This window comes from Streptomyces sp. NPDC041940 (assembly GCF_055589465.1).
This window is the reverse complement of the sequence record NZ_JBVJBP010000009.1, coordinates 90,659-114,553: the sequence shown is the minus strand read 5'-3', so window position 1 is coordinate 114,553 and position 23,895 is coordinate 90,659. Positions and strand designations below refer to the sequence as shown.

Below are 23,895 nucleotides of genomic sequence, written 5' to 3'. Positions count from 1 at the left end.
ACCTTTGCATGCATGCCCGACGAACCGGCTGAACCGACTCCCCGGCTGCTCGACGCCCGCTCGCTGCGCGGCCTGGCTCACCCCCTGCGGATGCAGCTGCTGGTCACACTGCGCCGCGGCGGACCCGCGACCGCTTCCCAACTGGCGGAGAAACTGGGCGAGTCGAGCGGCGCGACCAGCTACCACCTGCGCCAGCTCGCCACACACGGCTTCGTCGCGGACGACCCGGAGCGCGGCAAGGGACGGGAGCGCTGGTGGAAGGCGGTGGACCGGGGCGTCCAACTCGACGAGACCCTGATCAAGGACCCGGATCCCGCCGTGCGCGGAGCCGTCGCCCTGTTCCGCTACGAGCTCGCGAACGTGCACACCCGAGAGGTGGCCACCTGGCTCGGCAACACGAGCGAATGGGCCGAGGAGTGGGACGGCGCCACCGATCTCAGCGACTTCACCCTGCGCCTCACCCCCGAACTCGCCCGTGAGCTGGTCGGCAAGATGCACGACCTGGTCCAGAGCTACCGCCCCCTGCCCGAGGGCACCCCGGACGCGGAAACGGTGCGCGTCCACACGCACGTCTTCCCCAGCCAGACGACGCTGTGAGAGGCCACCACCCGATGAACCCCGACATCCACCTCGCCCTGCACCACGCCCGCGCCGCCGAACTCCGCGCCGAGGCCGGAGCCCCGAGGCCCGTCAGATCCAGGCAGGCTCACCACCTCCGCGCCCGCCTCGGCTGGACCCTCGTGGAGGTCGGGCTACGGCTCGCCACCCGGACACCGGGCCCCGCCACGGCCCACTAACAGCTGGGCACGGACCCCTTGCCCGTCTCCAGGGCCACCAGGGAACTCACCGTGCTCTTCAGCGTGGTCACCGGGACCAGCCGAAGGCCCTTCGGCAGCTCGGCCCGCGCGTCCCCGCACTCGGCCTTCGGGACCAGGAACACGGTCGCGCCGTCACGCCGCGCGGCCTGCGTCTTGAGGGCGACACCCCCCACCGCACCGATCGTGCCGTCCGCGGCGATCGTGCCCGTACCGGCGATGACACGGCCCCCGGTGAGATCCCCGCCGCTGCCGTCGCCGTCGAGCTTGTCGATGATCCCCAGGGAGAACAGCAGCCCGGCGCTGGGCCCGCCCACGTCGGCGAGCTTCAGGCTCACCTCGACGTCCTTGGCGTCCAGACCGAGGTAGCCCAGCGCGGCCTGCGTCGCCGCGTCCTGGGACTCCTTCATCTGCGCTTCGTTGTGCCGCTCGATCTCCTTGACGCTGTCCCCGTTCGGATAGACGGCGTCGCGCGGCATGACCGCCTGGTCGGTGCGGAACCAGCCGTCGATGACGTCGGGGAGCGAGACACGGGTGTCCGGGGAGGTCGCCTCGATGGTCGTCATACGCAGTTGCCCGCGGGTGTCCCGGGCCGGTGCGCCCGAGATGGTGATCACCTCGGCGCCCTTGTTCTCCCCGAGTACGTTCGCCGTCATCCCCGGCTGCGCCACCGAGAACGGCAGCGGCGCGAACACCGCCGTGGCGAGCAGGGCGGCGACGGGCAGGGCACAGACGGCGATGGCCCGGGGGCACGTGAGACGAGAGAACACGGGATCAATCTAACTCGGGGCTGGGATCCGGCCCGGATCAGGTCGTCCGGACCCTGCCCGGGTACCCGGCGGTGGGCACGGCGGAGGTCAGCGCAGCGCCTCCGCGACCTCCCGCGCCGCCTCGACGACCCGCTCCCCCACCCGCTCCGGCACCACGTCCGCGAGCATCACCACGCCCACGCTGCCCTCGACGCCCGTCACACCCAGCAGCGGCGCCGCCGCCCCGCACGCGCCCGCCTCCAGCTCCCCGTGCGTGAGGATGTAGCCCGGGTCCGCCATGGGGCGCTGCCGGGCCGCGAGGATCGCCTTGCCGGCCGCGCCCCGGTCCAGGGCGTGCCGGAACCCGGCCCGGTAGGCGACGTGGTAATCCGTCCAGGTCGGCTCCACCACGGCCACGGCGAGCGCGTCCGCCCCGTCGACCAGGGTCAGGTGGGCCGTGGCTCCGATGTCCTCGGCCAGCGACCGCAGCGCCGGCATCGCGGCCTCCCGGACCAGGGGATGGACCTGCCGCCCCAGACCCAGCACACCGAGCCCGACGCGGGCACGTCCGCCCAGGTCACGACGTATGAGCGCGTGCTGTTCCAGCGTGGCGAGCAACCGGTACACCACGGTCCGGTTCACGCCCAGCCGGACGGAGAGCTCGGTCACGGTCAGCCCGTGGTCCGTGTCGGCGAGCAGCTTGAGGACACGCAGTCCCCGGTCGAGCGTCTGAGAGGTCTCCGCGGTCACGACGCCCACTCCTTAGTGGTGAGGTCGGCGGCCCTCTGGCGGCTGGTGCGTCACCGAGTCCCGTCGGCGACGCGCTTCAGAGGCCGCCGATCGGCCGGCGGCCCGGCCAGTCCGGACCGCGTCGCTTCACGGCTGCGCTCCGCGGCGGCGCTGCCACGGGGCGTGTGCGTAGGCCGGACAGTAGCGGGGTGGGTTCGCTGAGCGGAAGGCTCCGTCCAGAATCCGGGCACGTTCCGGAGGCGAGTGCCTCCGTTTGCCCGGGTACGTACAACCGGGTACGTACAACACGGGACCTGTCCCGCGGCCGCACCCGGCGTCACTTCATCCGGGTCGCCCACTCCTGCACCTTGGCGATCCGCTGCCGCAGCTGCCCCGCCGTCGCCTCGGCCGCCGGAGGCCCCCCGCACACGCGCCGCAGCTCCGTGTGGATCACGCCGTGCGGCTTGCCGCTCTGGTGGACGTACGCGCCGACCAGCCCGTTGAGCTGCCGCCGCAGCTCCATCATCTCCTTGTGGGAGACCACCGGCCGCCGCTCGGCGGGCATTTCGAGCAGGTCGGCCTCCTCGTCCGGCTTCTTGCGGCTGTGCGCGATCTGCCGGGCCTGCCGCTTCTGGAGCAGCAGCTGGACCTGGTCGGGCTCCAGGAGACCGGGGATCCCGAGGTAGTCCTGCTCCTCCTCGCTGCCGGGGTGGGCCTGCATGCCGAACTCGGCGCCGTTGTACATGACCCGGTCGAAGACGGCCTCGGACTCCAGCGCCTCGAAGGAGAACTGCTCCTGCTCGCCGGTGTCCTCGTCCTGCTCCCGGTTCGCCTCGTCCATCTCCTGCTCGGACTCGGCGTAGGGGTCCTCCTCGCCCTGCTTCTTGGGCTTGTCGAGGACGTGGTCGCGCTCGCGCTCCATCTCGTTGGCGAAGGAGAGCAGGTCGGGCACGGTCGGCAGGAACACGGAGGCCGTCTCGCCGCGCCGCCGGGACCGCACGAAACGGCCGACGGCCTGGGCGAAGAAGAGCGGCGTCGAGATGGTGGTGGCGTACACGCCGACCGCGAGGCGCGGCACGTCCACACCCTCGGACACCATGCGCACCGCGACCATCCACCGGTCGGTGCTCGCACTGAAGTCGTCGATGTTCTTCGAGGCCCCGGTGTCGTCGGAGAGCACGACCGTGGCCTTGCTGCCGGTGATCTCGCGGATCAGCTTGGCGTAGGCGCGGGCGGAGTCCTGGTCCGCGGCGATGACGAGAGCGCCCGCGTCCGGGATGGCCTTGCGCACCTCGGTCAGCCGCTGGTCGGCCGCGCGCAGCACGGAGGGCATCCACTCGCCGCGCGGATCGAGGGCGGTACGCCAGGCCTGGCTGATGGCGTCCTTGGTCATCGGCTCGCCGAGCCGCGCCGCGATCTCGTCGCCGGCCTTGGTGCGCCAGCGCATGTTGCCGCTGTAGGAGAGGAAGATGACGGGCCGCACCACGTTGTCGGCGAGGGCGTTGCCGTACCCGTAGGTGTAGTCGGCGGCGGACCGCCGGATCCCGTCGTTGCCCTCCTCGTACGTCACGAAGGGGATGGGGTTGGTGTCGGACCGGAAGGGCGTACCCGTCAGGGCGAGACGCCGGGTGGCGGGCTCGAAGGCCTCCAGACACGCCTCGCCCCACGACTTGCTGTCACCGGCATGGTGGATCTCATCAAGAATGACGAGGGTCTTGCGCTGCTCGACCCGGTTCCGGTGCAGCATGGGCCGCACACCGACACCGGCGTACGTCACGGCGATCCCGTGGTAGTCCTTGCCGAGCGGCCCCGCGCTGTACTCGGGATCCAGCTTGATGCCGATCCGCGCGGCCGCCTCCGCCCACTGCTTCTTCAGGTGCTCGGTGGGCGCGACGACGGTGACCTGCTGGACGACGTGGTGGTGCAGCATCCAGGAGGCCAGCGTCAGCGCGAAGGTCGTCTTGCCGGCGCCGGGGGTGGCGACCGCCAGGAAGTCCCGCGGCTGCTCCTGGATGTACTTCTCCATCGCGCCCTCCTGCCAGGCGCGCAGCTTGCTGGCGGTACCCCAGGGGGCGCGGCCGGGGAACGCCGGGGACAGGTGGTGCGAGGCAGAACTGGTGCCGGCGGTGGTAGTCACGGTCTCCGTAAGGGGGTCGGGCGGCTCGTGCGAGCGAGCCAAACGGCTCGGCTACGTATGACAACCGGGCCACCCTACCGGCGGCCCGAGTCTGTCAACGCGCGGACCGGGCCGGGTCCCCCAAGGGTGGGACCGACGTCACAGCTCCCTCAACCGCCCCGCGATCACGGAGATGTCGCTCTCGTCCCCGGAGGCCACATCGATGACCAGGTCGTACGCGATGTCCTGGTCGCAGCCCGTGAGATCGACGCCGTTCACGCCCAGGAAGGTCGCGGCGGCCAGCCAGGCCGTGCGCTTGTTCCCGTCGACGAGCGGGTGGTTCGTCGCGATGGCGTGCAGCAGCGCGGCCGCCTGCTCGTACAGGTCCTCGTAGGCCGCCGTACCGAACATCCGGGCGCGCGGGCGGTGCACGGCGGAGACGAACAGTCCGGCCTCCCGGACCTCGGGGGCGGGCCCGTCGCCTCGCCCGCCGAAGGCGATGCGGGCGATCGCCGTGACCTCCGCGACGGTGAGGTGCCTGGTCTGCTCGGTCTGCTCGGTCTGCCTGGTCTGGTCGGTCATTCGCCGAGCCTCCGCAGCAGGTCGGCGTGCGCGCCGGCGAGCGACTCCGCCGTGCCCCGCACCGTCGACGACTCCCGCGCCAGCCGCTGCAGTACGGCGTCCAGGGCGATGTCCTCGGGGAGACGGCCGGTGGCGTCCGCGAGGTCGTCGAGCTCCTGCCGGACGTGCGGCGGGAGGGGAATGGTGAAGTCGCTCATGCCGGTGACGATAGTGAGTCCGCCCGGGAACCGGCGAACGCATTACGCCCCGCCCCGGCCCCAACGGCCCACAAGCGAAGGGGTCCTCACCGCTCCCGCAGCCGCGTCGTCACCCAGGCCCCCACCAGCGCCACTCCCGCCATCGGCAGGAACACCGCGGCGAAGGCGGCCGGATGTGAGCCGGAGGCGTGCGCGGCCGTGTGGGTCACCGTGCCACCGCCCAGCGCGGCGAACGCGGCGCCTCCCGCGGAGAGCAGGACGACGTTGGAGAGGCCGTCGGAGATCTGCAGGGCGGCGGAGTTGGAGCCGGCTTCCGCCGGGGCGGAGAGCTGGAGCAGCAGCACGCTCGTGGAGGAGATGACGAGCCCCATGCCGAGGCAGCCGAAAGCCCAGGCGACGGCCAGGGTCCAGACCGGCACGGAGTCGATGAGCACACTCGGTGCTGTGGCGATGGCGGCGGCCACCAGCAGCATCCCGACGGTCGTCAACCGCTCCCGGTACGCCTCGAACCGCGACCTCGACTGCACCCACGAGCCCAGCGCCCACGTCCCGCCGCCCGCGGCGAGCGAGAACCCGGCCAGTGTCGGACTGAGCCCGCGCTGGGTCACCAGCATCAGCGGTACGAACGACTCGGCGGCGATGAAGGACCCCGCGGCGACACCGCGCAGCAGCACGACCGACGGCAGCCCGCGCGCGGCCCGGTACGTCCCCTTCGGCAACAACCCGAGCACGGCGGGCACCAGCAGGGCCACGCCCACGGCGCCGGGCAGGAGCGAGAGGGGCCGCAGGTCCTGGGCGGCGTACTGGAGCAGCCCCGCGCCGAGGGAGATGGCCAGGGCGAGACGAATGCGCCGACGGTCGAAGGACTTCGAACCGGCCTCCCCGACCGGACCGGCCGCCCGGCGCCGTATCTGCGGCAGCGCGAGCGCCAGTGGGAAGACGACGAGCACCGGAATCCCGACGAACACCCACCGCCAGCCCAGCTGCTCCGTCACCGTGCCGACCGCGAGCGGGCCGACGATCGACGGTACGACCCAGCTCGCCGCGAACGCCGCCATGATCGCCGGCCGCAGCCGCTCCGGATAGGCCCGTCCGACGACGACGTACAGCGCGACGATCACCAGCCCGCCACCGAACCCCTGCACGGCCCGCCCCAGGATGAACAGCCACATCACCCCGGCCGTCCCCGACAGCAGCAGCCCGGCCCCGAAGGAGGAGATCCCGACGGCCAACGGCCCGAGGGGCCCACGCCGGTCGGACCACTGCCCGGCGAGCACCATCCCGAACAGACTCGTCGTGAAGTACCCGGAGAACGCGAACGCGTACAGCGACACCCCGTCCAGCTCCCGCGCCGCGACCGGCATCGCCGTCCCCACGGCCGTCGCCTCGAAGGCGATGAGCAGCACGACGGAGACGATCCCGACGCTCAACGCCCGATAGGCCCGCCCCAGCACGGACTCCTCCGCCCCGGCGACCGAGGAGTCTTCGGTGGCGGCGGTGGCGTCCACGACCTCTGGGTCACTCGGCTTGGGCACGGTCATGCTCGCCAGCGTAAGGTCCACCCGCCCCGTTGACCCCTGTCGCGAGACGGTGATCGACCCCGACCTTGGTCGTACGCCCCTGGCCGGATCCCCGCTCTGTGAACGCCGTATGGCAGTCCCGTTGCGGCACACCCGACGCCCTTGAGCACCACTTCCCCACCGGCCTACGGTCAGTACATCGAGTGGGAACACGGCCGTGTGCCCGAGTGGTTCAGGGGCTCGCCTGCAAAGCGAGTTACGTGGGTTCGAATCCCGCCACGGCCTCCACAGCGTCAACCGGCGTCCGGAAGCGGCTCCCGGGCGGCTTCCTCGTCGGCCTTTCGCCAGGCCCGGCGCGCGTTCTCCGCGCGTACAGCGTCCAGCCACCGCCAGAGGCCGATCTCCTCGAGTCTCAGACCGGGGCAGGCGATCCGGTGCGGTACGCGGCATACGGTGCCGGGCGTGGGCTCGTCCGCGCGGCTGTTCCATGCCGTGCCGTTGGAGTCCACGTGCCAGCGGTGCCAGGCGGGCACCATGTGTGCGGGCACCGGCATGTCCGGTTCGAGGAGGACGTGCCAGCCGTAGTAGGTGATCCGCCGATCACCGACGAGCCCACAGTTGGGACAGACGGGCGGGGCGGGCGGCTCGGGCCCGGTGGCGCCTTCCATCGCGGCCTGCGCCCGGTCGGTCTTCTCCCACGGCTGCGGCACGCCCGGCGGCGCCTGCCGGTGTCCGTCGGGGTCGGGTAACGGGATGATGCTCGACTCAGATGTGTCCCCCATGAATCGAGCATCGGGGGGTGTTGGGGGCCGGGGTAGGGCGCAATCAGGGCGCAACGGGAGCAGTCAGCCGACGGTCGACGACGACTCCCCACTGGTCGAACTGGCTGACAAGGTCGCCGCCTGTCTCGCGAGGGCCGCCATGAGCAGGACGAGCGGTACGTCGGGGATGACGACATCGAGCCGACTCTCGCCCGGCTGATGGACGCCCTGGTGTTCGAGACCGTGCCGTCGGCCCGTCGGCTGGTCGAGTGCTGAGGGAACGGGGATGGACCGGCTGGACCAGGCTGGAGCGCGCCCGGGAAAGTCGCACACAACCCCAGGCGACTCTCATGTGTCCAGAACATGACCGGTAGCCAACGCTCCGGTCGTCGTGCCCACGGGCCGACGAGGAATTCCGACGAGGAGAAATGCCGTGCACCTCCGCCCCTCGGCCGCTGTCCTGACCGCTGCCGTGTTCGCCGTCGCCGCTCCCGCAGTCGCCGCACCCCTGGCGCATGCCGAGGAGGGCGAGCCCGCGCTGGTCGTGTCGAGCCTGCCGTCCGCGTCGCCCGAGCCGGGTGAGGTGTACGACAGGTCCGTCACCCTCACCAACCAGGGCACGGCGGCCGTGGACGGGGTCACCTTCCGGGTGCGTCTGACGCGTGGTCTCGACTTCCCCGAGCAGGCGAAGGGCTGCACCTACTCGACCGTCGAGGACCAGGTCAGGCAGGCACTCTGCCAACTCGACACGGTCATCGAGCCCGGCGCCTCCGTCACCACGCGCGTCCGGTTCAAGGCGCTGGACAAGGCCCTGATGGAGGCAGTGGAGTACGGCACGAGCGCGACCGGTGAGGTGCCGGGCGAGGGATACGACGAGAGCTACCGCCGGATGACCCTGACCGCCGACAACACCGCCGACCTCGTCGCGGTCGGCGAGGAGATGGAGGCACTGGCCGGCGGCGAGCAGTCGGTCACGGCGACCCTGCGCAACGACGGCCCCGGCTGGGTGCAGAACCAGGTGAGCGACGACCTGCCGGGCCTGCTGGTGCAGATCCCGCCGGGGACCGTCGCCGTCGGTGTGCCGAAGGACTGCGCGCCGTTCGGGATCGACGGGCCGAGCGGTCCGCAGGGGACGCCGGGCAAGCCCAAGTACGTCTGCTGGCCCGAGGACGGCACCCTCGACACCGGCCAGTCGCTGGCCTACACCTTCACGCTGAAGATCAAGAAGTCCGCGCAGGACACCGAGGGCGAGATCAGGGCGTCGTCCGTCTACGACATCGCCCCCGCCTACGACAGGAACCGCGCCAACAACACCGCCCTGATCGGCATCGATCTGCCGAGCGACTACGAGCCCGCGCCGAGCCCCACGAGCGGCGTCTCCAGCGGCGGTTCGGGCAACGGCGGCAACGGCAACGCCCCGGAGGGCCAGGCCGCCGGAGGCACGGGCACCACGGCCTCCCCCACGGCTTCGGCCTCGACCGAAACCACGACCGGTGGCTCCAACGGCACCACGGGCACCGGTACCACGAGCGGCGGCAGCCTCGCCACCACCGGCTCCGAGGGCGCCTCGCTCCTCGCCGGTGCCGCGGCCGCCGCCGTGGCGCTCGGCGGCGGCCTGGTCCACGTCGTACGCCGCCGCTCTGCCTCCAAGGCCGCCTGACCACAGGCCGGGCCGGGGTGCCGGGCGGCGGCCGGCACCGTCAGAGCACCCCGCCCCCCTGGTCCTGGAACACGTCCGTCCAGTAGTGGCGGCCCGATCCGCCCGCCGTCACGCCCGTCGGGTCGACGGCCGACAGCACCTGGAGCATCGTCATGGCCAGTTGGTCGTACGTGTCGGTCGTCAGCTCGTGGTCCGACTGGGAGTCGATGGCGCGTTCGCGGTGGAGGAGCCAGAGGGTGAAGGCGAGGGTGGAGACGTCCGTGTTCAGCGGGTAGAGAGTCGCCTCCGGCTCGCTCCAGTTCAGGACCGCGCCCGTCTCGCCGTCGACGACCAGGCTGTTGTCGTCGACCAGGCAGCCGAGGCGTATCAAGTGGTGGGCTCGGGCAGGGAGTTGCCTCGGGGTGTCCGCGTCGGCGTAGTACTCGGCCAGCGTCGCCAGCGGGACATCCGTGTCCAAGGAGAAGACATGGGCGTCCTCGGGCAGGCCCACCTCGCGGAGGAAGCGGCGGGTCGGCTCGTGGGTGAGGGTCGCGGGGAAGTCGACGTCCTCGAAGCGGGCCACCTTGCCGGGGCCGAACTCCTGGTCCAGCAGGCGGTGGGGGAGGTCCAGGGAGAGGCCGGAGGTGCCGCCGCGGCCCGCGACCAGGGACAGGGGGCGGATGAGGGCCGCCATCTTCCAGAAGGGGGCCGGCTCTCCGTCCGTGCCGTCCCGGAAGACCGCGAGGAGGTGCTGGGACGCCTGTGCCACCGCCTTCGGGCCGTAGCGGCCCGCGTAGGAGGCGAACTGGCCGCGCAGGCCCGCCAGTTCGTCCGTGGCCTCGGCGAAGCGGACCAGGGTGCGCAGCGAGGGGGCCAGGGGGCGGCGGTCCATCAGGTCGGGGCGGTCGTGCAGGAAGGACGTCGTCGAGATCTCGCCCGTCGCGCCGTCCAGCAGGACCGACTCCGTCTCCAGGCCTCCGGGGCCCAGCAGTCCGCCTATCACCAGTTGCTCGCGCAGCTCCGCCGACAGCCGGTCCGACGGATCGCCCGTCGAGTCCGCGACCGTGCGCAGGCCCTCCCGGCTCAGCTCCGCGAAGCTCAGCACGGCGTTCTCGGAGGGCAGTCCGGGGCCGGTCAGCCAGTGCCGCGTCGACGCGTGCGTCACCCACGGGTCCAGCTCGGACTCGGTCAGGGTGATCACCGCGGAACCGGCGTCGGTCGTACTCATGGGCTCCCCCGCATGTGCTTGCTCAGCGTCCCCGGACGGAGCACGGCAGACCGCCCGGCCAGGCCCGGCAGCCGTCCCCCACTGCCCAGAACAGTACGCCCCACCACTGACAACGCCCCGGAACAGCGGCGCGCCGAGCGATGACGACGCGCTCACCTCACATGACGCTCAGAGGACCCTCGCGCGTTCCCTCTCGACGCGAATCGCCTCCAGGCACGGAGCGGCCCTCAGGACCGTTCCGTCACCACCGCGGCCTGCGGGCGGATCGGCAGCCGGTTCACCGGGCGGCCCGTGGCGGCCCGTACCGCGGACGCGACGGCCGCCGGGGACGTCACCACCGGCACCGCGCTCGCCGCCTTCGCGCCGAAGGGGGCGACCACGTCGCGTTCCTCGACCAGCTTGACGATGCGGATGTCCGGCGCGTCGAGGGCCGTCGGGAGGGCGTAGCCGGTCAGGTCGGGGTGGCGGATCAGGCCGCGCGGGGTGCGCAGGTTCTCGGTCAGCGCGATGCCCACGCCCTGGGTCACACCCGCCTCGATGCGGGCGGCCAGCTGGGCCGGGTTCAGGACCCGCCCCACGTCCTGGGCGACGGCCAGTTCCACGACCCGTACGGAGCCGATCTCGATGTCGACGTCCACCACCGCGCGGATCGCGCAGAAGGACATGCCCACGAAGGCGTCGCCCTGCCCGGCCTCGTTCAGCGGCTCGGTCGGGTGCGGGCGGCACTGGGCGGTGGCCCACAGTTCCTTACCGTCCAGCGCCTCGGTGACGGTCGTCGAGAGGACTCCGTCGTACGACGTGATCTTGCCGTCGTTGATCTGGAGCAGCTCCGTGGACATGCCGAACTTGTGGGCGAGCGGCTGGAGGAGCTGCGTACGGACCATCTTGGCCGCGCGCTCCACCGCACCGCCCGACACCCAGGTGTGCCGGCCGTGGCAGGCCGCGCCCGCCGTGGGCTGGTCGGTGTCGACCGGCGCCACGTGCACCTCGTCGACGCCGAGCGTCTCCTGGACGATCTGCCGGGCCAGGGTCGTGAAGCCCTGGCCGGTCTCGACGGCGGCGCACAGGACCGTCGCGACCCCGTCGTGGACCTTGACGGTCGCCGTGGAGACCTCGTCCGCGCCCTCCGCGCCGAGCATGTGCACCATGCCCACGCCGTAGCCCACGCCCCGGCGCACCGCGCCCGGTTCGCCCGCGCCCTCGGGGCCGCCGGGCAGCAGCCACTCGTCCTCGGGGGTGTCCTTGGGGAGCGGCGGGAGGGGGAAGTCCCGGACCGCCTGGAGGAGTTCGGCGACCGGGGCCGGGCAGGTCACCGTCTGGCCGGTCGGGAGTACGTCGCCCGTGGCCATGGCGTTGCGCAGCCGCACCTCGGCCGGGTCGATGCCGAGCTTCTTGGCGATCTTGTCCATCTGCGCCTCGTAGGCGGCGCAGACCTGCATGGCCCCTTCGCCGCGTACGTGGCCGGACGGGGGGTTGTTGGTGCGTACGGCCCAGCCCTCGATGAAGGCGTTCGGGACGACGTACGGGCCGCAGGCGAAGCCCACGGCGGCGGCGAGGGCCTCGGCTGAGCTGTCGGCGTAGGCGCCCGCGTCGAGCAGGATCTGCGCCTCGACCTTGACGAGCGTGCCCTCGGCGTCCGCGTGGTGGCGGTAGCGCAGGAGGGTGGGGTGCCGGTGGGCGTGGCCGAGGAACGACTCCTCGCGCGTGGCCGTGAGCTTCACCGGGCAGCCGGTCCGCAGCGCCAGCAGGCCGAGCGGGAGCTGGAAGCTCTGGTCCTCGCGGTCTGCCGTGGCGCCGGGGACCCCGGTGACGACGACCTTGACGCGCTCGGGCTCCAGGCCGAAGGCGGCGGCGGCCGCGTCGCGGTCGGAGTGGGGGTCGGTGGAGGCGAGGTACAGCTCCACGCCGCCGTCCGGGCGCGGTACGGCCAGGCCCGCCTCGGCGCCGATGGGCGCGGGGTCCTGGCGGCCGATGCGGTACAGGCCTTCGACGACGATCTCGCCGGCCGCGTCCGGGTCGCCGTGGTGCAGCGGGATGTGCCGGATCAGGTTGCCGTCGGGGTGCAGGGGCTCGGCCTCGAAGGCATGCTCCGGGTCGGTCACCGGGTCGAGCACGTCGTACTCGACGATGACGGCGGCGGCGGCCATGCGCGCGGTGTCCGGGTGGTCGGCGGCGACGGCGGCGATGGGCTCGCCGTGGTGGCGTACGACCTCGGAGGCGAAGACCGGGCGGTCGGCCGTGCGGCCGTGCAACGGGCTGCCGGGGATGTCCTCGTGGGTGACGACGGCGCGTACGCCGGCCATCTCGCGCGCGTGGGAGGTGTCGATCGACACGATGCGCGCGTGCGGGTGCGGCGAGCGCAGCACGGCCGCCCACAGCAGTCCCTCGGCCCACAGGTCGGCGGCGTACGGGAAGGTGCCCTCCGTCTTGGCGCGGGCGTCCGCGGGCGGGAGGGAGACGCCGAGGCCGTGCGGCAGCGGTTCGGGGGCGGCCTCCGCGGGCTGAGCGGTGGCTGCTTCGTTGCTCACGCGGGGCCTCCGTCCTGGCCGTAGGGCTGGTCGTGCGGGTCCGGGGAGTGCGAGTCCGGGGCATGCCCGCCGCCCTGGGCGTGCGCGTCCGGGGGCGATCCGAAGGCCGACGGGTGGACGCCGCCGGCGCCCGGGCCCGCCTGGCGCGGGATACGGGCCTCGTCGGAGTCGCCCGCGGCGGGCGCGGCGTGCGTCTCGCGTTCGGCGACGACGTCCTTCACGGCGTCGACCACGCCCCGGTAGCCGGAGCAGCGGCACAGGTTGCCGCAGAGCGCCTGGCGGGTCTCCAGCTCGGTGGGCGCCGGGTTGCCCTCCAGGAGGTCGTGCACGGTCATCGCCATGCCCGGTACGCAGAAGCCGCACTGCACGGCGCCGCAGCGCGCGAGCGCCCGCTGGACGTCCGAGGGCTGCCCGTCCTCGGCCAGGCCCTCGACGGTGCGGACCTCGCTGCCGGCGGCGGTGACTGCGGGGACCAGGCAGGACGCGACGAGCCGCCCGTCGACCTGGACGTTGCACGCCCCGCACTCGCCCTGCGAGCAGCCGTCCTTGGCGCCGGCCAGCCCGAGCCGCTCGCGCAGCACGTACAGCAGGGACTCGCCGATCCACGCGTCGGTGACGGGGCGGTCGGTGCCGTTGACGCGCAGGACGAAGGAGGCGAGGGGGTGTTCCTCCTGCGGGAGGGTGGGTGCGTCCTGGGGTGCTGCGGCCGCGTCGTCGTCGGCGCCGGAGGGGACCTCCGGTGCCGGGGCGTCCGGGGACTCGCCGTCGGCGGCCTCCGGGCCGGAGTCCGTGTCCGCGTCCGCCATGTCGGGGAGGGGCACGGCGACCGGCTCGGCGGGGCCGTCAGCGCCCTCTGCGGCGTCCGGGGCGTCCTCGGCGGGCCCGTCGGCCTCACCGGGCCCGGGAGTGGCCTGTGAGGCCTCCTGAACGGCCTCCGGGGGCACGGGGTGTTCGGCGTGTGCCTCGTACGGCTGGGCGGGCTCGGAGGGCGCGGGGTACTCGTCCGGGTGTCCGGCGGGGCCGGACGGTTCCGGTGCGTGGCCTGGCATGCCGGACGGCTCGGCCGCGTGATCGGCACCGTGATCGACACCGTGGTCGGCGAAGCCGGACGGCTCAGGCGCGTGGCCGCTGCCCGGCGTCCGGTGCGTCGGGTCCGTCTCCTGCGGCAGCGGTCCGGCGGGCGGCTGCTCCGGGGCGTGCGCGCTCTGGTCCGGTGCGTACGCGGAGGGCGGTCCGGCGAGCCCCTGCTGCCCGTGCCCGCGACCCTGCTCGTGTTCCTGCGGGTAGCCCGGCCCGGCCTGCTCGTGGCCCGGCGCGTCCTGCGGGACCTGCTGCCCCCACGGCTCGCCCGGCGCCTGTGTCGCCCACGGCGCGGGCGCGCCGCCCGGGAGCGTGGCCGGCGGGTTGCCGCCCCACTGCTCGACCAGCGAGGACGTGGTGAACTCGCCCGACTCGTCCGGAAGGTCGCCCCCGGCGACGGGGATGGACCACTGCCCGGTCACGTCATGGCCGGGCGCGGGTTCCGCCGCCGCGGCCTCCTCGAAGTTCCACTGCCCGGTGGCTCCGGGGTTGTACGTGAACCGGTCGTCCCCGCCGTGCTGTCCCGTCCCGGGGTCGGATCCGTACGGCGTGCCGGAGCCGTAGGGCGCGTCGGATCCGTACGGCGTGTCGGCCCCGTAGGGCTGCTCCGCGAGCTCGTGGCCCTGCTGCTGGTGTGCCGCGTGCGGGTCGTGCCACTGGGCGCCGTCGACGGGCGCGCCGGGCACCGGCCACGCGCTCGTGGCGGCCGGGTCGGTTCCGGCGGTCGTGGCGGGGTCGACCGTTATCTGCGGCGGTACGTAGCCGTGGCCGGGCGCGGCGAGGGGGCTGTCGGCGGCCAGCAGGGCGTCGATGCCTCCCTCGGGCAGCTCGACGAAGGCGGTGGCGCCGTCGTCGTACTCGCCCTGGGGCAGCGGGTCCCAGCGGCTGCCGCCCCGGGGTGTGCCCTGTCCGTGCTGGTCGTCGGTCACGACAGCGCCCTCCCCAGTGCTCGTCGGGCCAGCGCGGCGACGGTGCGCCGCAGGTGCAGTACGGCGGGCGGAAGCTGCGGTACGGAGCCGTCCTCGGCCGGGGCCGCGTCGGGGATGCAGGCCGTGGCGACGTACTCCCCGAAGGCGTTCAGCGCCTCCGGCACGATCGCGCGGTTGTTGTCCCAGTCGATGAGCCGGCCGACCCATTCCTCGGCTTCGAGGGGCCGCAGCGCCATCGGCGCTATGGCGCCCACCGCGCAGCGCACTCCCCGGCGCGCGGGGTCCAGGACCAGGGCCACGGAGGCCACCGCGCGCCCGGGGCCGGTGCGGCCGGTCGCCTTCAGGAAGACCTGCGGGGCGTGCAGCAGCGGCACGCGCACGTAGCCGATGAGTTCGCCGGCGCGCAGCATGTCCATCCCGGCCAGCAGGTGCGACACCGGGATCTCGCGGCGGACTCCGCCCGGGCCCGCGATGATCAGGGTCGCCTCCAGGGCCGCCAGCACCGGCAGCGCGTCACCGGTGGGTGCGGCGGAGGCGATGTTGCCGCCCAGGGTGCCCGCGTTGCGGATGTGCGGCGGGCCCGCGGCGCGCGCGGCTGCGGCGAGCGCCGGGATCAGGGCCGCGAAGTCGGGGCGTCCCATGCGCGCGTGGGTGAGGCCCGCGCCGAGCAGCGCGTGGCCGTCCTGGTACTGCCAGCCGCGGATCTCGCTGATCCGGCCGAGTCCCACCAGCGCGGCGGGCCTGAGCTGCCCGGAGTTGACGGAGGCCATCAGGTCGGTGCCGCCCGCGACGGGCACGGCGGCGGGCACGGCGGTGAGTGCCGCGACGGCCTCGTCCAGCGTCGTGGGCAGCGTGACGGCCTGCGCCGCCTGCGGTGCGTGCGTGGTCAAACCGGCTGCCCCTTCCCGCTGCCCCACCTGGTCCCACCTGTGCTGCCGTACGGTACGTGCTGACAGGGCGGACGTGGCAACTCTGGCACATCTTGGCGAGAGCCGAAGACACGGGTCCGCTAGGAGGCATTCGCCCACCTCATCGGGGAGATGGTCCGTTTTCGCACGGGTTCACCAGTGCGTGCCGATTGGCACTTTCGGTGACCCTTGTGCGCATTTTCCGTGGCCTGTTCGAGCTGTTCGGTAGCCGCGAGCAGGTATCAGCGGTTGGGCGGCGGGCCGTCGACCGGGCGCCCCAGCACCCCTGGGCGCCGCTGCCAGGGCAGCGGACCAGCGGGGGGCCGGTAGGCGACGCCCAGGGCGTCGAGCCGCCGGTAGTGGGCCGTCATCCGGTGCTCGAAGCCGGTGAAGTCCCGTTCCGCCGGGGCGGGCAGGGCGCTCCAGGCGACCTCGGCGAAGGCCGCGAGCCGGGGGAACGCCTGGTAGTCCACGCGCGCGGGGTCCTCCATCACCTCGGTCCACAGGTTGGCCTGGGTGCCCAGCACGTGCCGGGTCTCCTCGGGCGTCAGCTCCGGCGGCACGGGCTCGAACCGGTAGACGTCCTCCAGGGTGCGCACCCACCCGATCGGTACCGGCTCGTCGGGGCCCGGGTCCTGACGGTGGTCCAGATACACCTGCTGCTCGGGGCACATGACGACGTCGTGGCCGGCCCGGGCGGCGGCGATGCCTCCGGCGTAGCCGCGCCAGGAGGAGACGGCCGCGCCCTTCGCCAGCCCGCCCTCCAGGATCTCGTCCCAGCCGATCAGCCGGCGCCCGCGCGCGGAGAGCCACGCGTCGAAGTGCCCGATGAACCAGGACTGGAGCTCGTCCTCGTCCGCGAGCCCGAGTTCCCTGATGCGCGCCTGGGCGGTCTCCGAGTCCCGCCACTGCTCCTTGGGGCATTCGTCGCCGCCGATGTGGACGAACTCCGACGGGAACAGCTCGAGGACTTCCTCGAAGACGCCCTCGTAGAAGCGCAGGGTGTTGTCAGTGGGTGCGAGTACGTTCGGGTTGATTCCCCAGGTGTCCCAGACGGAGAGGCTGTTGGTGTCGATGACGTCGGTGTTGCCGAGTTCCGGGTACGCGGCGATGGCGGCCTGCGAGTGGCCGGGTACGTCGATTTCGGGGACGACGGTGATATGCCGCTCGGCGGCGTAGGCGACGATCTCCCGGATGTCGTCCCGGGTGTAGTAGCCGCCGTGGGGCTTCTCCTCCCACAGCGGCGAGGCGCGGTGGCCGGTTTTCGTACGGGCCCGCCAGGAGCCGATCTCCGTCAGCCGCGGATGCCGCTCGATCTCGATGCGCCAGCCCTGGTCGTCCGTCAGATGGAAGTGGAAGACGTTGAGTTTGTGCGCCGCCATCAGATCGAGGTAACGCAGGACGCCTTCCTTGGGCATGAAGTGCCGGGCGACGTCGAGCATCAGGCCGCGCCAGCGGAATCGGGGCGCGTCCTCGATCGTGAGGTGCGGCACGGACCGGGCGCGGTCGTGGCCGATCGGGGCCCTGCGGTACGCGTCGGGGCCGAGGAGCTGCCGCAGCGTCTGGGCGCCCCAGAAGACACCGGCCGCGCTGCCGCCCTCGACGAGGACGCCGTCGGCGTCGCTGACGAGGCGGTACTCCTCGGGGCCGACCTCGGGGGCGAGCCGGAGCGTGATGCCGTCGCGGTCGGCGTCCTGGTCGGCGTCGTCGGGTTCCCGCCCCTCGTGGAGCGGCAGGCCGGTGGCCTGCCGGAGGGCGGTGCGCAGCCAGTGGCCGACGCCCTCCGTCCCGGGACCGGCGTGGAGCCGGGAGTGCGCCGTCAGCCGCACCTCGCCGGAGCCGGTGACGAGGCCTCGGGGTGCCGGAATCAGATCGGTCACGTCAGTCCTTCACCGCTCCGCCCAGTCCGGAGACCAGGCGCCGCTGTACGAGTACGAAGAAGACCAGGACCGGGATCGTCATCACCGTGGAGGCGGCCATGACGCCGCCCCAGTCCGGGTCGTCGGGCTTGTAGAAGACCAGCAGCGCCATGGGCAGCGTCGACTGGGAAGTGTCACTGATGATGAACGACTTGGCGAAGAGGAAGTCGTTCCAGGCGGAGATGAACGAAAACACGCTGGTGGCCACGAGGCCCGGCAGGACGAGGGGGAAAAGGATCTGCCAGAGGAATCGTGCCCGGCTCGCCCCGTCGATGTACGCGGCCTCCTCCAGCGCCTCCGGAACACCTTTCACGAACCCCCGCAGCATCCAGATCGCGAAGGGCAGCGAGAAGGCGATGTGGGGCAGGATCAGCGAGCCGAGGGTGTTCAGCTGGCCGAAGTCCCGCATGAGGAAGAAGAGGGGGATCGTGAGGGCTTCCACGGGCACCATCTGGGCCACCAGAAACATGATCAGCAGGGTGGTCCGGAGGCGGAAGCGGAATCGTGTCACGGCGGTCGCGGCGAGAAACGCGATCAGCGCGGAGGCGATCACGACACAGCTCGCCACGACGAGGCTGTTGAGGAAGTAACGGCCGAATTCCTGCTGCCCGAAGACGCGCCGGAAGGAATCCAGGGAGGGCGCGAGAGTCCACGGCCGGGGCTCGCTCGACTCGATCTCCCCGGCCGGTTTGAAGGCGCTGAGCACCATCCAGTAGAGGGGGAAGGCCACGACGACCGCGATCAGCAGGGCCGAGGCCTCGGCGGCCAGCCGCCCCGGGCGGCGGACACGGGCGCGTGGAAAATTCACAGTTCCTCCCCCTGCCGGCGCAGCAGCCGCAGGTACACCAGCGTGACGGCGAGCAGGATCAGCAGCATCACGACGCCGATCGCCGAGCCGAGGCTGTACTGCGAGGACGCGAACGCCTGCTGGTAGGCGTAGACGTTCAGGACCATGTTCTGGCCCGCGATGCCTCCGCCGTTGGTCATGACGTAGATCTGGGTGAAGACCTTGAAGTCCCAGATGACCGACTGGATGGTGACGACGACCAGGATCGGCCGGAGCATCGGGGCGAGTACGGAGCGCCAGATGCGCCACTGCGAGGCGCCGTCCAGGGCGGCGGCCTCCAGTACCTCCGCGGGTACGGCGCGGATCCCGGCGTAGACGGTCACCATCACGAACGGGAAGGAGCACCACACCACTTCGAGCAGGACGAGGAAGAAGGCGCTGAGACGCCCGTACGTCCATGAGTGGTCGCCGAGGCCGAGCATCCGGTTGACCGGGCCGAAGTCCGGGTCGAAGAGGAACAGCCAGACCGTGGAGCCGGTGACGGCGGGGGTCGCCCACGCGCCCAGCGCGGCCAGCATCAGCGCGAGTCGCGGTACGGCCCGCACGCGCGTGAGGAGCACGGCGAGGGCGCAGCCGACCGCGAGCGTGGAGACGACGCAGGCCGCCGCGAACAGCAGGGTGGCGAGCAGCACCTGCCAGAACTGCGGGTCCCCGAACAGCTCGGCGTAGTTCGCGAACCCCTGGAAGGTGGTCGGTGCGCCACCGCTGACCTGGGCCTGGGTGTACTCGAAGAACGAGATCAGGCCGAGTTGATAGATCGGGTAGACCAGCAGCCCGCCGAGCACGACGAGCGCGGGCGCGAGGTAGAGCCAGGGCGTCCACCCGCCTGAGCGGAGCGCGGACCTGCCCACCCCGCCCCGGCGCGCCCCCGGTCGCCCGGCCCGCGCCGCGCCGACGCCCGGGCCCGAAGGCCGACGCGGCGAACCGCCGCCTTCCTCGGCGCGAGCCTCGCCGGAACGGTCCCCGGTCGGCCCGGCCGGGCCGCCAGGCGCTGCGGCGACGCTCGCGGGAGCATGCGCGGCCTGCCCCCCGGCCAGGTCACGCGCGGCTCCCGCCGAGACCTTCCCGACAGGACCGCCCGCCAGGTCGGCTCCCGCCGATTCCCTACGGTCGTTCATCCGGCTCACCCGGCGGAGCCGAACGCGGCGTTCATCTTCTTCGCGGCGTTCTCGGAGGCGGCGGGCACGTCCTTCTTGCCGGCGATGACCTCCTGGAACATCGTCGGCAGGACGAGCGAGGAGTCGATCTGGGCCCACGCGGGCGAGGCGGGGACGAACTTGGTGCCGGCCGAGAGCGTCTGCACGAAGGGCTTCACGAAGGGCTCCTCCGTCGCGACCTGCTGCCGTACGTCCGTGAAGGTCGGCAGGAAGCCCATCGCGCCGAAGAGCTCGGTCTGCGTCTTCTTCGAGGCGAGCTGTTCCATGAGTTCGACGGCGAGCGTGCGGTGCGAGGTGCTCTTCAGGACGCCGATGTTGTTGCCACCGGCGAAGGCGGGCGCGATCGAGCCGGACTTCACACCCGGCAGCGGGACGACGGCGTACTTGCCCTTGACCTTCCCGGCCTCGACGGCGGTGTGGCTGAAGTCGCCGCCGATCGCCATCCCGGCCTTCCCGGCGGCGAAGGCGGAGATCGTGTCGTTGCCGCCCATGCCCGCGCACTTGGCGGCCGGACAGTTGTCGTCCTCGAAGAGGGACGTGTACGCCTTGATGCCCTTCTGGGCCTCGGGGCTGTCGATGCCGGAGGCGTACGAACCGCCCTTGCCGTTGGCCAGTTCACCGCCGTTGGCCCAGACGAACGGCATCGCGCCGTAGGTGTAGGCGCCGCCGACGACGAGCCCGTAGAGGTCGGGCTTCGCGGCACGGATCGCACGGGCGGTGGAGGCCAGTTCGTCCATCGTCTTCGGGGGCTTCAGTCCCAGCTCCTCGAAGACGTCCGTGCGGTAGTACAGGGCGCGGACGCCGACGTAGAACGGGGCGCCGTACATCTTGCCGTCCACCGTCACCGACTGCTTCGCGGTCGGGTCGGTGTCCTTCGCCTCGCTCCAGTCGCCGAAGTCCTTCGTGACGTCGAGGAGTCCGCCGTCCTTCACATAGCCGGCCGTGTCGGTGTTGCCGTACTCCATGACGTCGGGAGCGGAGGCGGGGTCGTTGAAGGCGGCCTTGACGCGCTGGGCGCGGGTGTCGATCGGGATGTACTCGACGTTGACCTCGGTGCCCTTGTGGGCCTTCTCGAAGTCGGCGACGACCGAGTCGACGACCTTCTCCTTGGGGGTGTTGCCGACCTCCTGGAAGAGCCAGACACGCAGCGCGCCGGTCTTCTCGTCCTTGTCGGAGGAGGAGTTACTGGAGGTCTGGGGCGCGCACGCGGTGGCCAGCAGGGTGGCGAGCGCCGTGAGCCCGGCAAAACGGACGGACAGCTTCATGAAGTGCTCCTCCGAGGGAGTGTTGCAACATGCGCAATGAAGGTTTCGCTGTGCACAACACATCGGAGGCTAGGGACTGCATGAACACGACCACAAGAGGTCTCAACCACTCTGTGACCGGCTGACGCGTCCCGTGCAACGCCCGGACAGCACAAAAGCCTCCAGGGCACGCAAAACGCACCCTGGAGGCCTCAGGTCACACGGGCCGGGCGCGGGCTACTTGTCGCCCTTGCCCTTGTCGTCGTCGCCGGAGCCCATGGACTCGTAGATCTCCTTGCACATGGGACACACGGGGTACTTCTTCGGGTCGCGGCCCGGCACCCACACCTTGCCGCACAGCGCCACGACGGGGGTGCCGTCGAGGGCGCTCGCCATGATCTTGTCCTTCTGGACGTAATGGGCGAAGCGCTCGTGGTCACCGTCACCGTGCGAGGTCTGCGGCGTCGGCTCTACGAGGGTCCCCGTACCAGTCCCGCGCTCGGGCTCGAGAGTGCTCATAGGCCCCAGGGTACTGAAGCTCACACGCATCAGTTGAGCGAAGGGTCGTCCGGATACGTCGCCACCATCGCCAGCTCGCCCCGCTGGCGGCGCAGGACCTCGCGCCAGAGCCGCTCGGGACACGGGGACGAGACATCGCCGGGCTCCGACTCCACGACGTACCACGCGCCGTCCACCAGCTCATCCTCCAGCTGGCCCGGGCCCCAGCCGGCGTATCCGGCGAAGATCCGCAGGGAGCCGAGGGCGGAGGCCAGGAGCTGCGGCGGGGCCTCCAGGTCGACCAGGCCGATCGCGCCGTGCACCCGGCGCCAGCCCAGCGGGCCGGGCTCCCCGGACGCGCCGCCGGGGACGACCGCGACCCCGAGGGCCGAGTCCAGCGACACCGGACCGCCCTGGAAGACGACGCCGGGCTCGCCGGCGAGGTCGCCCCAGCCCTCCAGGATGTCGTTCACGTCCACCGGGGTGGGACGGTTGAGGACGACACCGAGGGAACCCTCCTCGTCGTGGTCGAGGAGCAGCACCACCGCGCGGTCGAAGTTCGGGTCCGCCAGGGCGGGGGTGGCCACGAGCAACCGCCCTGTGAGCGAGGACACCTCGGTCATGGCAGACATGATCCCGCATCTTCCCTCCGTGTGGGGAGGCAATGAGGGGACGCGAGGGCATGCAGCTCAGGGCGCACCGGTGCGTTCCACGCGCACGAAAGTGACCGTGACCCCATGTGCCCGGCACGGAACGGTTCGTGTTGTGACAGAGCTATGACGTGTCTGGGTCTGACTCAGGCTTACAGAAGGGGGGTGGAAGGCGATTACCCTTTCCCTTCTGGCCCCTGCCCGACTCCACGGAACGCGAGATTCATGACCGTCAACGGCACTGAAGACGTACTGCTTGTCCACGGCGGAACCCCGCTGGAGGGCGAGATCCGTGTCCGCGGTGCGAAGAACCTCGTACCGAAGGCCATGGTGGCGGCGCTGCTGGGCAGCGCTCCGAGCCGGCTGCGCAATGTTCCGGACATCCGCGACGTGCGGGTCGTACGGGGCCTGCTGCAGCTGCACGGTGTGACGGTCCGTCCGGGGGACGAGCCCGGCGAACTGGTGATGGACCCGACGCGCGTGGAGAGCGCGAACGTCGCTGACATCGATGCCCACGCCGGTTCGAGCCGCATCCCGATCCTGTTCTGCGGTCCGCTGCTGCACCGCCTCGGCCACGCCTTCATTCCCGGCCTCGGCGGCTGCGACATCGGCGGCCGGCCCATCGACTTCCACTTCGACGTGCTGCGGCAGTTCGGCGCGACCATCGAGAAGCGGGACGACGGGCAGTACCTGGAGGCCCCGCAGCGGCTGCGCGGTACGAAGATCCGACTTCCGTACCCGTCCGTCGGCGCGACCGAGCAGGTGCTGCTGACGGCGGTGCTCGCGGAGGGCGTCACGGAGCTGTCCAACGCGGCCGTCGAGCCGGAGATCGAGGACCTGATCTGCGTTCTGCAGAAAATGGGCGCGATCATCGCGATGGACACCGACCGGACGATCCGCATCACCGGTGTGGACAAGCTCGGCGGCTACACCCACCACGCCCTGTCGGACCGGCTGGAGGCCGCGTCCTGGGCGTCGGCGGCGCTGGCGACCGAGGGCAACGTCTACGTCCGCGGCGCGCAGCAGCGCTCGATGATGACGTTCCTGAACACCTTCCGGAAGGTGGGCGGGGCCTTCGAGATCGACGACGAGGGCATCCGCTTCTGGCACCCCGGCGGCCAGCTCAAGTCCATCGCGCTGGAGACGGACGTCCACCCCGGCTTCCAGACCGACTGGCAGCAGCCGCTGGTGGTGGCCCTGACCCAGGCCACGGGCCTGTCCATCGTCCACGAGACGGTCTACGAGTCCCGCCTCGGCTTCACCTCCGCCCTGAACCAGATGGGCGCGCACATCCAGCTCTACCGCGAGTGTCTGGGCGGCTCCGACTGCCGCTTCGGCCAGCGCAACTTCCTCCACTCGGCCGTCGTCTCGGGCCCGACCAAGCTCCAGGGCGCGGACCTGGTCATCCCCGACCTCCGCGGCGGCTTCTCGTACCTCATCGCGGCCCTGGCGGCCCAGGGCACGTCCCGTGTCCACGGCATCGGCCTCATCAACCGCGGCTACGAGAACTTCATGGAGAAGCTGATGGAGCTGGGCGCGAAGGTCGAGCTCCCGGGCAAGGCACTGGGCTGACCTCACGCGGGCCCGACGCCCGCCCGACCGACGCCCGGGGGCATCTCCCCGGGCGTCAGCCGTAGGCACGCGCAGTGATGCCAAAGGGGGGGGGGACCCGGGCGGGGTGGAGAAACGGAGGGAGGGAGGGGAGGGGTTGCCCTTGGGGGGGGGGGAGGTATGTGTGGGGCCAACCCAGCGGAGGCCCTGTGGGGTCCTCCTCCCCCAGCGCCGCCGACGCCTGTGCG

Annotated in this window: 21 protein-coding genes and 1 tRNA gene; 5 read left to right on the top strand and 17 right to left on the bottom strand. The window is 72.0% G+C overall.

Annotated features, from left to right (window positions below):
* The first annotated feature begins 12 nt into the window (after positions 1 to 12).
* Both ACZ6I3_RS17580 and ACZ6I3_RS17575 read left to right on the top strand, forming a co-directional pair.
* On the top strand, positions 13 to 597 hold the full coding sequence (locus tag ACZ6I3_RS17580; RefSeq protein WP_469415508.1) for an ArsR/SmtB family transcription factor: 585 nt from the start codon (positions 13 to 15) through the stop codon (positions 595 to 597).
* Positions 598 to 611: 14 nt separating this feature from the next.
* Positions 612 to 797, top strand: a complete 186-nt coding sequence (locus tag ACZ6I3_RS17575) for a hypothetical protein (protein WP_469415506.1) — start codon at positions 612 to 614, stop codon at positions 795 to 797.
* Here ACZ6I3_RS17575 and ACZ6I3_RS17570 read toward each other — a convergent pair.
* The 6 genes from ACZ6I3_RS17570 to ACZ6I3_RS17545 form a co-directional block, all read right to left on the bottom strand.
* Positions 794 to 1,585 (bottom strand): S16 family serine protease, encoded by a 792-nt coding sequence (locus ACZ6I3_RS17570; protein WP_469415505.1) that lies wholly within the window; start codon positions 1,583 to 1,585, stop codon positions 794 to 796. The two genes, ACZ6I3_RS17575 and ACZ6I3_RS17570, sit on opposite strands and share 4 nt — an antisense overlap.
* A gap of 87 nt (positions 1,586 to 1,672) precedes the next feature.
* Positions 1,673 to 2,314, bottom strand: coding sequence for an IclR family transcriptional regulator (locus tag ACZ6I3_RS17565; RefSeq protein ID WP_391109486.1), 642 nt, complete (start codon positions 2,312 to 2,314; stop codon positions 1,673 to 1,675).
* A gap of 316 nt (positions 2,315 to 2,630) precedes the next feature.
* The gene (locus ACZ6I3_RS17560; RefSeq protein ID WP_469415502.1) at positions 2,631 to 4,430 is read right to left on the bottom strand and encodes a DEAD/DEAH box helicase; all 1,800 of its coding nucleotides are present in this window, start codon (positions 4,428 to 4,430) and stop codon (positions 2,631 to 2,633) included.
* A 138-nt stretch (positions 4,431 to 4,568) separates the two neighbouring features.
* Positions 4,569 to 4,991: a type II toxin-antitoxin system death-on-curing family toxin gene (locus ACZ6I3_RS17555; RefSeq protein WP_469415501.1), complete on the bottom strand. Its 423-nt coding sequence runs from the start codon at positions 4,989 to 4,991 to the stop codon at positions 4,569 to 4,571.
* Positions 4,988 to 5,188, bottom strand: a complete 201-nt coding sequence (locus ACZ6I3_RS17550) for a hypothetical protein (protein WP_469415500.1) — start codon at positions 5,186 to 5,188, stop codon at positions 4,988 to 4,990. The genes ACZ6I3_RS17555 and ACZ6I3_RS17550 overlap by 4 nt, the downstream gene beginning before the upstream one ends.
* Before the next feature lie 86 nt (positions 5,189 to 5,274).
* Positions 5,275 to 6,729 carry an MFS transporter gene (locus tag ACZ6I3_RS17545; RefSeq protein WP_469415498.1) on the bottom strand — a complete coding sequence of 485 codons (1,455 nt, stop codon included), beginning with the start codon at positions 6,727 to 6,729 and terminating at the stop codon, positions 5,275 to 5,277.
* A gap of 192 nt (positions 6,730 to 6,921) precedes the next feature.
* Here ACZ6I3_RS17545 and ACZ6I3_RS17540 point away from each other — a divergent pair.
* Positions 6,922 to 6,996: transfer RNA gene (locus ACZ6I3_RS17540), tRNA-Cys, on the top strand.
* Positions 6,997 to 7,001: 5 nt separating this feature from the next.
* On the opposite strand, the gene ACZ6I3_RS17535 is transcribed toward ACZ6I3_RS17540, so the two are convergent.
* Positions 7,002 to 7,490 carry a DUF6083 domain-containing protein gene (locus ACZ6I3_RS17535; protein ID WP_469415497.1) on the bottom strand — a complete coding sequence of 163 codons (489 nt, stop codon included), beginning with the start codon at positions 7,488 to 7,490 and terminating at the stop codon, positions 7,002 to 7,004.
* 412 nt (positions 7,491 to 7,902) lie between these two features.
* Here ACZ6I3_RS17535 and ACZ6I3_RS17530 point away from each other — a divergent pair, with 412 nt between their 5' ends.
* On the top strand, positions 7,903 to 9,129 hold the full coding sequence (locus ACZ6I3_RS17530; protein ID WP_469415496.1) for a COG1361 family protein: 1,227 nt from the start codon (positions 7,903 to 7,905) through the stop codon (positions 9,127 to 9,129).
* A gap of 40 nt (positions 9,130 to 9,169) precedes the next feature.
* On the opposite strand, the gene ACZ6I3_RS17525 is transcribed toward ACZ6I3_RS17530, so the two are convergent.
* From ACZ6I3_RS17525 to ACZ6I3_RS17480, 10 genes are all read right to left on the bottom strand, one after another.
* Complete coding sequence (locus ACZ6I3_RS17525; RefSeq protein WP_469415495.1) at positions 9,170 to 10,336, bottom strand: SUKH-4 family immunity protein; 1,167 nt, start codon at positions 10,334 to 10,336, stop codon at positions 9,170 to 9,172.
* Positions 10,337 to 10,563: 227 nt separating this feature from the next.
* Entirely contained in the window at positions 10,564 to 12,864 is a 2,301-nt protein-coding gene (locus ACZ6I3_RS17520) for a xanthine dehydrogenase family protein molybdopterin-binding subunit (RefSeq protein WP_469415494.1), read from the bottom strand.
* Entirely contained in the window at positions 12,861 to 14,873 is a 2,013-nt protein-coding gene (locus ACZ6I3_RS17515; RefSeq protein ID WP_469415492.1) for a (2Fe-2S)-binding protein, read from the bottom strand. Before ACZ6I3_RS17515 ends, ACZ6I3_RS17520 begins: the two co-directional genes overlap by 4 nt.
* Positions 14,870 to 15,763: an FAD binding domain-containing protein gene (locus tag ACZ6I3_RS17510; protein ID WP_399025515.1), complete on the bottom strand. Its 894-nt coding sequence runs from the start codon at positions 15,761 to 15,763 to the stop codon at positions 14,870 to 14,872. Before ACZ6I3_RS17510 ends, ACZ6I3_RS17515 begins: the two co-directional genes overlap by 4 nt.
* A gap of 260 nt (positions 15,764 to 16,023) precedes the next feature.
* A complete protein-coding gene (locus ACZ6I3_RS17505) occupies positions 16,024 to 17,661 on the bottom strand; it encodes a beta-N-acetylhexosaminidase (RefSeq protein WP_469415490.1) in 1,638 nt (545 codons plus the stop codon).
* 1 nt (position 17,662) lies between these two features.
* Positions 17,663 to 18,508 (bottom strand): carbohydrate ABC transporter permease, encoded by an 846-nt coding sequence (locus ACZ6I3_RS17500; RefSeq protein ID WP_469415488.1) that lies wholly within the window; start codon positions 18,506 to 18,508, stop codon positions 17,663 to 17,665.
* Complete coding sequence (locus ACZ6I3_RS17495) at positions 18,505 to 19,398, bottom strand: carbohydrate ABC transporter permease (RefSeq protein WP_469415705.1); 894 nt, start codon at positions 19,396 to 19,398, stop codon at positions 18,505 to 18,507. The genes ACZ6I3_RS17500 and ACZ6I3_RS17495 overlap by 4 nt, the downstream gene beginning before the upstream one ends.
* 272 nt (positions 19,399 to 19,670) lie before the next feature.
* Positions 19,671 to 20,969: an extracellular solute-binding protein gene (locus ACZ6I3_RS17490; RefSeq protein ID WP_469415487.1), complete on the bottom strand. Its 1,299-nt coding sequence runs from the start codon at positions 20,967 to 20,969 to the stop codon at positions 19,671 to 19,673.
* Between the two features lie 216 nt (positions 20,970 to 21,185).
* A complete protein-coding gene (locus ACZ6I3_RS17485; RefSeq protein WP_010039914.1) occupies positions 21,186 to 21,467 on the bottom strand; it encodes a DUF3039 domain-containing protein in 282 nt (93 codons plus the stop codon).
* Positions 21,468 to 21,496: 29 nt separating this feature from the next.
* On the bottom strand, positions 21,497 to 22,069 hold the full coding sequence (locus tag ACZ6I3_RS17480) for a YqgE/AlgH family protein (protein WP_469415485.1): 573 nt from the start codon (positions 22,067 to 22,069) through the stop codon (positions 21,497 to 21,499).
* Between the two features lie 252 nt (positions 22,070 to 22,321).
* Here ACZ6I3_RS17480 and murA point away from each other — a divergent pair, with 252 nt between their 5' ends.
* The gene (gene murA, locus ACZ6I3_RS17475) at positions 22,322 to 23,668 is read left to right on the top strand and encodes a UDP-N-acetylglucosamine 1-carboxyvinyltransferase (protein WP_469415483.1); all 1,347 of its coding nucleotides are present in this window, start codon (positions 22,322 to 22,324) and stop codon (positions 23,666 to 23,668) included.
* The last annotated feature ends 227 nt before the right edge of the window (positions 23,669 to 23,895 follow it).

Bases quoted from the DNA above. Each gene is read 5' to 3' on its own strand.
- ACZ6I3_RS17575 (WP_469415506.1), top strand. From the start codon at position 612: ATGAACCCCGACATCCACCTCGCCCTGCACCACGCCCGCGCCGCCGAA.
- ACZ6I3_RS17480 (WP_469415485.1), bottom strand. From the start codon at position 22,069: ATGACCGAGGTGTCCTCGCTCACAGGGCGGTTGCTCGTGGCCACCCCC.
- ACZ6I3_RS17545 (WP_469415498.1), bottom strand. From the start codon at position 6,729: ATGACCGTGCCCAAGCCGAGTGACCCAGAGGTCGTGGACGCCACCGCC.
- ACZ6I3_RS17535 (WP_469415497.1), bottom strand. From the start codon at position 7,490: ATGGGGGACACATCTGAGTCGAGCATCATCCCGTTACCCGACCCCGAC.
- ACZ6I3_RS17580 (WP_469415508.1), top strand. From the start codon at position 13: ATGCCCGACGAACCGGCTGAACCGACTCCCCGGCTGCTCGACGCCCGC.
- ACZ6I3_RS17485 (WP_010039914.1), bottom strand. From the start codon at position 21,467: ATGAGCACTCTCGAGCCCGAGCGCGGGACTGGTACGGGGACCCTCGTA.
- ACZ6I3_RS17525 (WP_469415495.1), bottom strand. From the start codon at position 10,336: ATGAGTACGACCGACGCCGGTTCCGCGGTGATCACCCTGACCGAGTCC.
- ACZ6I3_RS17555 (WP_469415501.1), bottom strand. From the start codon at position 4,991: ATGACCGACCAGACCAGGCAGACCGAGCAGACCGAGCAGACCAGGCAC.
- ACZ6I3_RS17550 (WP_469415500.1), bottom strand. From the start codon at position 5,188: ATGAGCGACTTCACCATTCCCCTCCCGCCGCACGTCCGGCAGGAGCTC.
- ACZ6I3_RS17490 (WP_469415487.1), bottom strand. From the start codon at position 20,969: ATGAAGCTGTCCGTCCGTTTTGCCGGGCTCACGGCGCTCGCCACCCTG.
- murA (WP_469415483.1), top strand. From the start codon at position 22,322: ATGACCGTCAACGGCACTGAAGACGTACTGCTTGTCCACGGCGGAACC.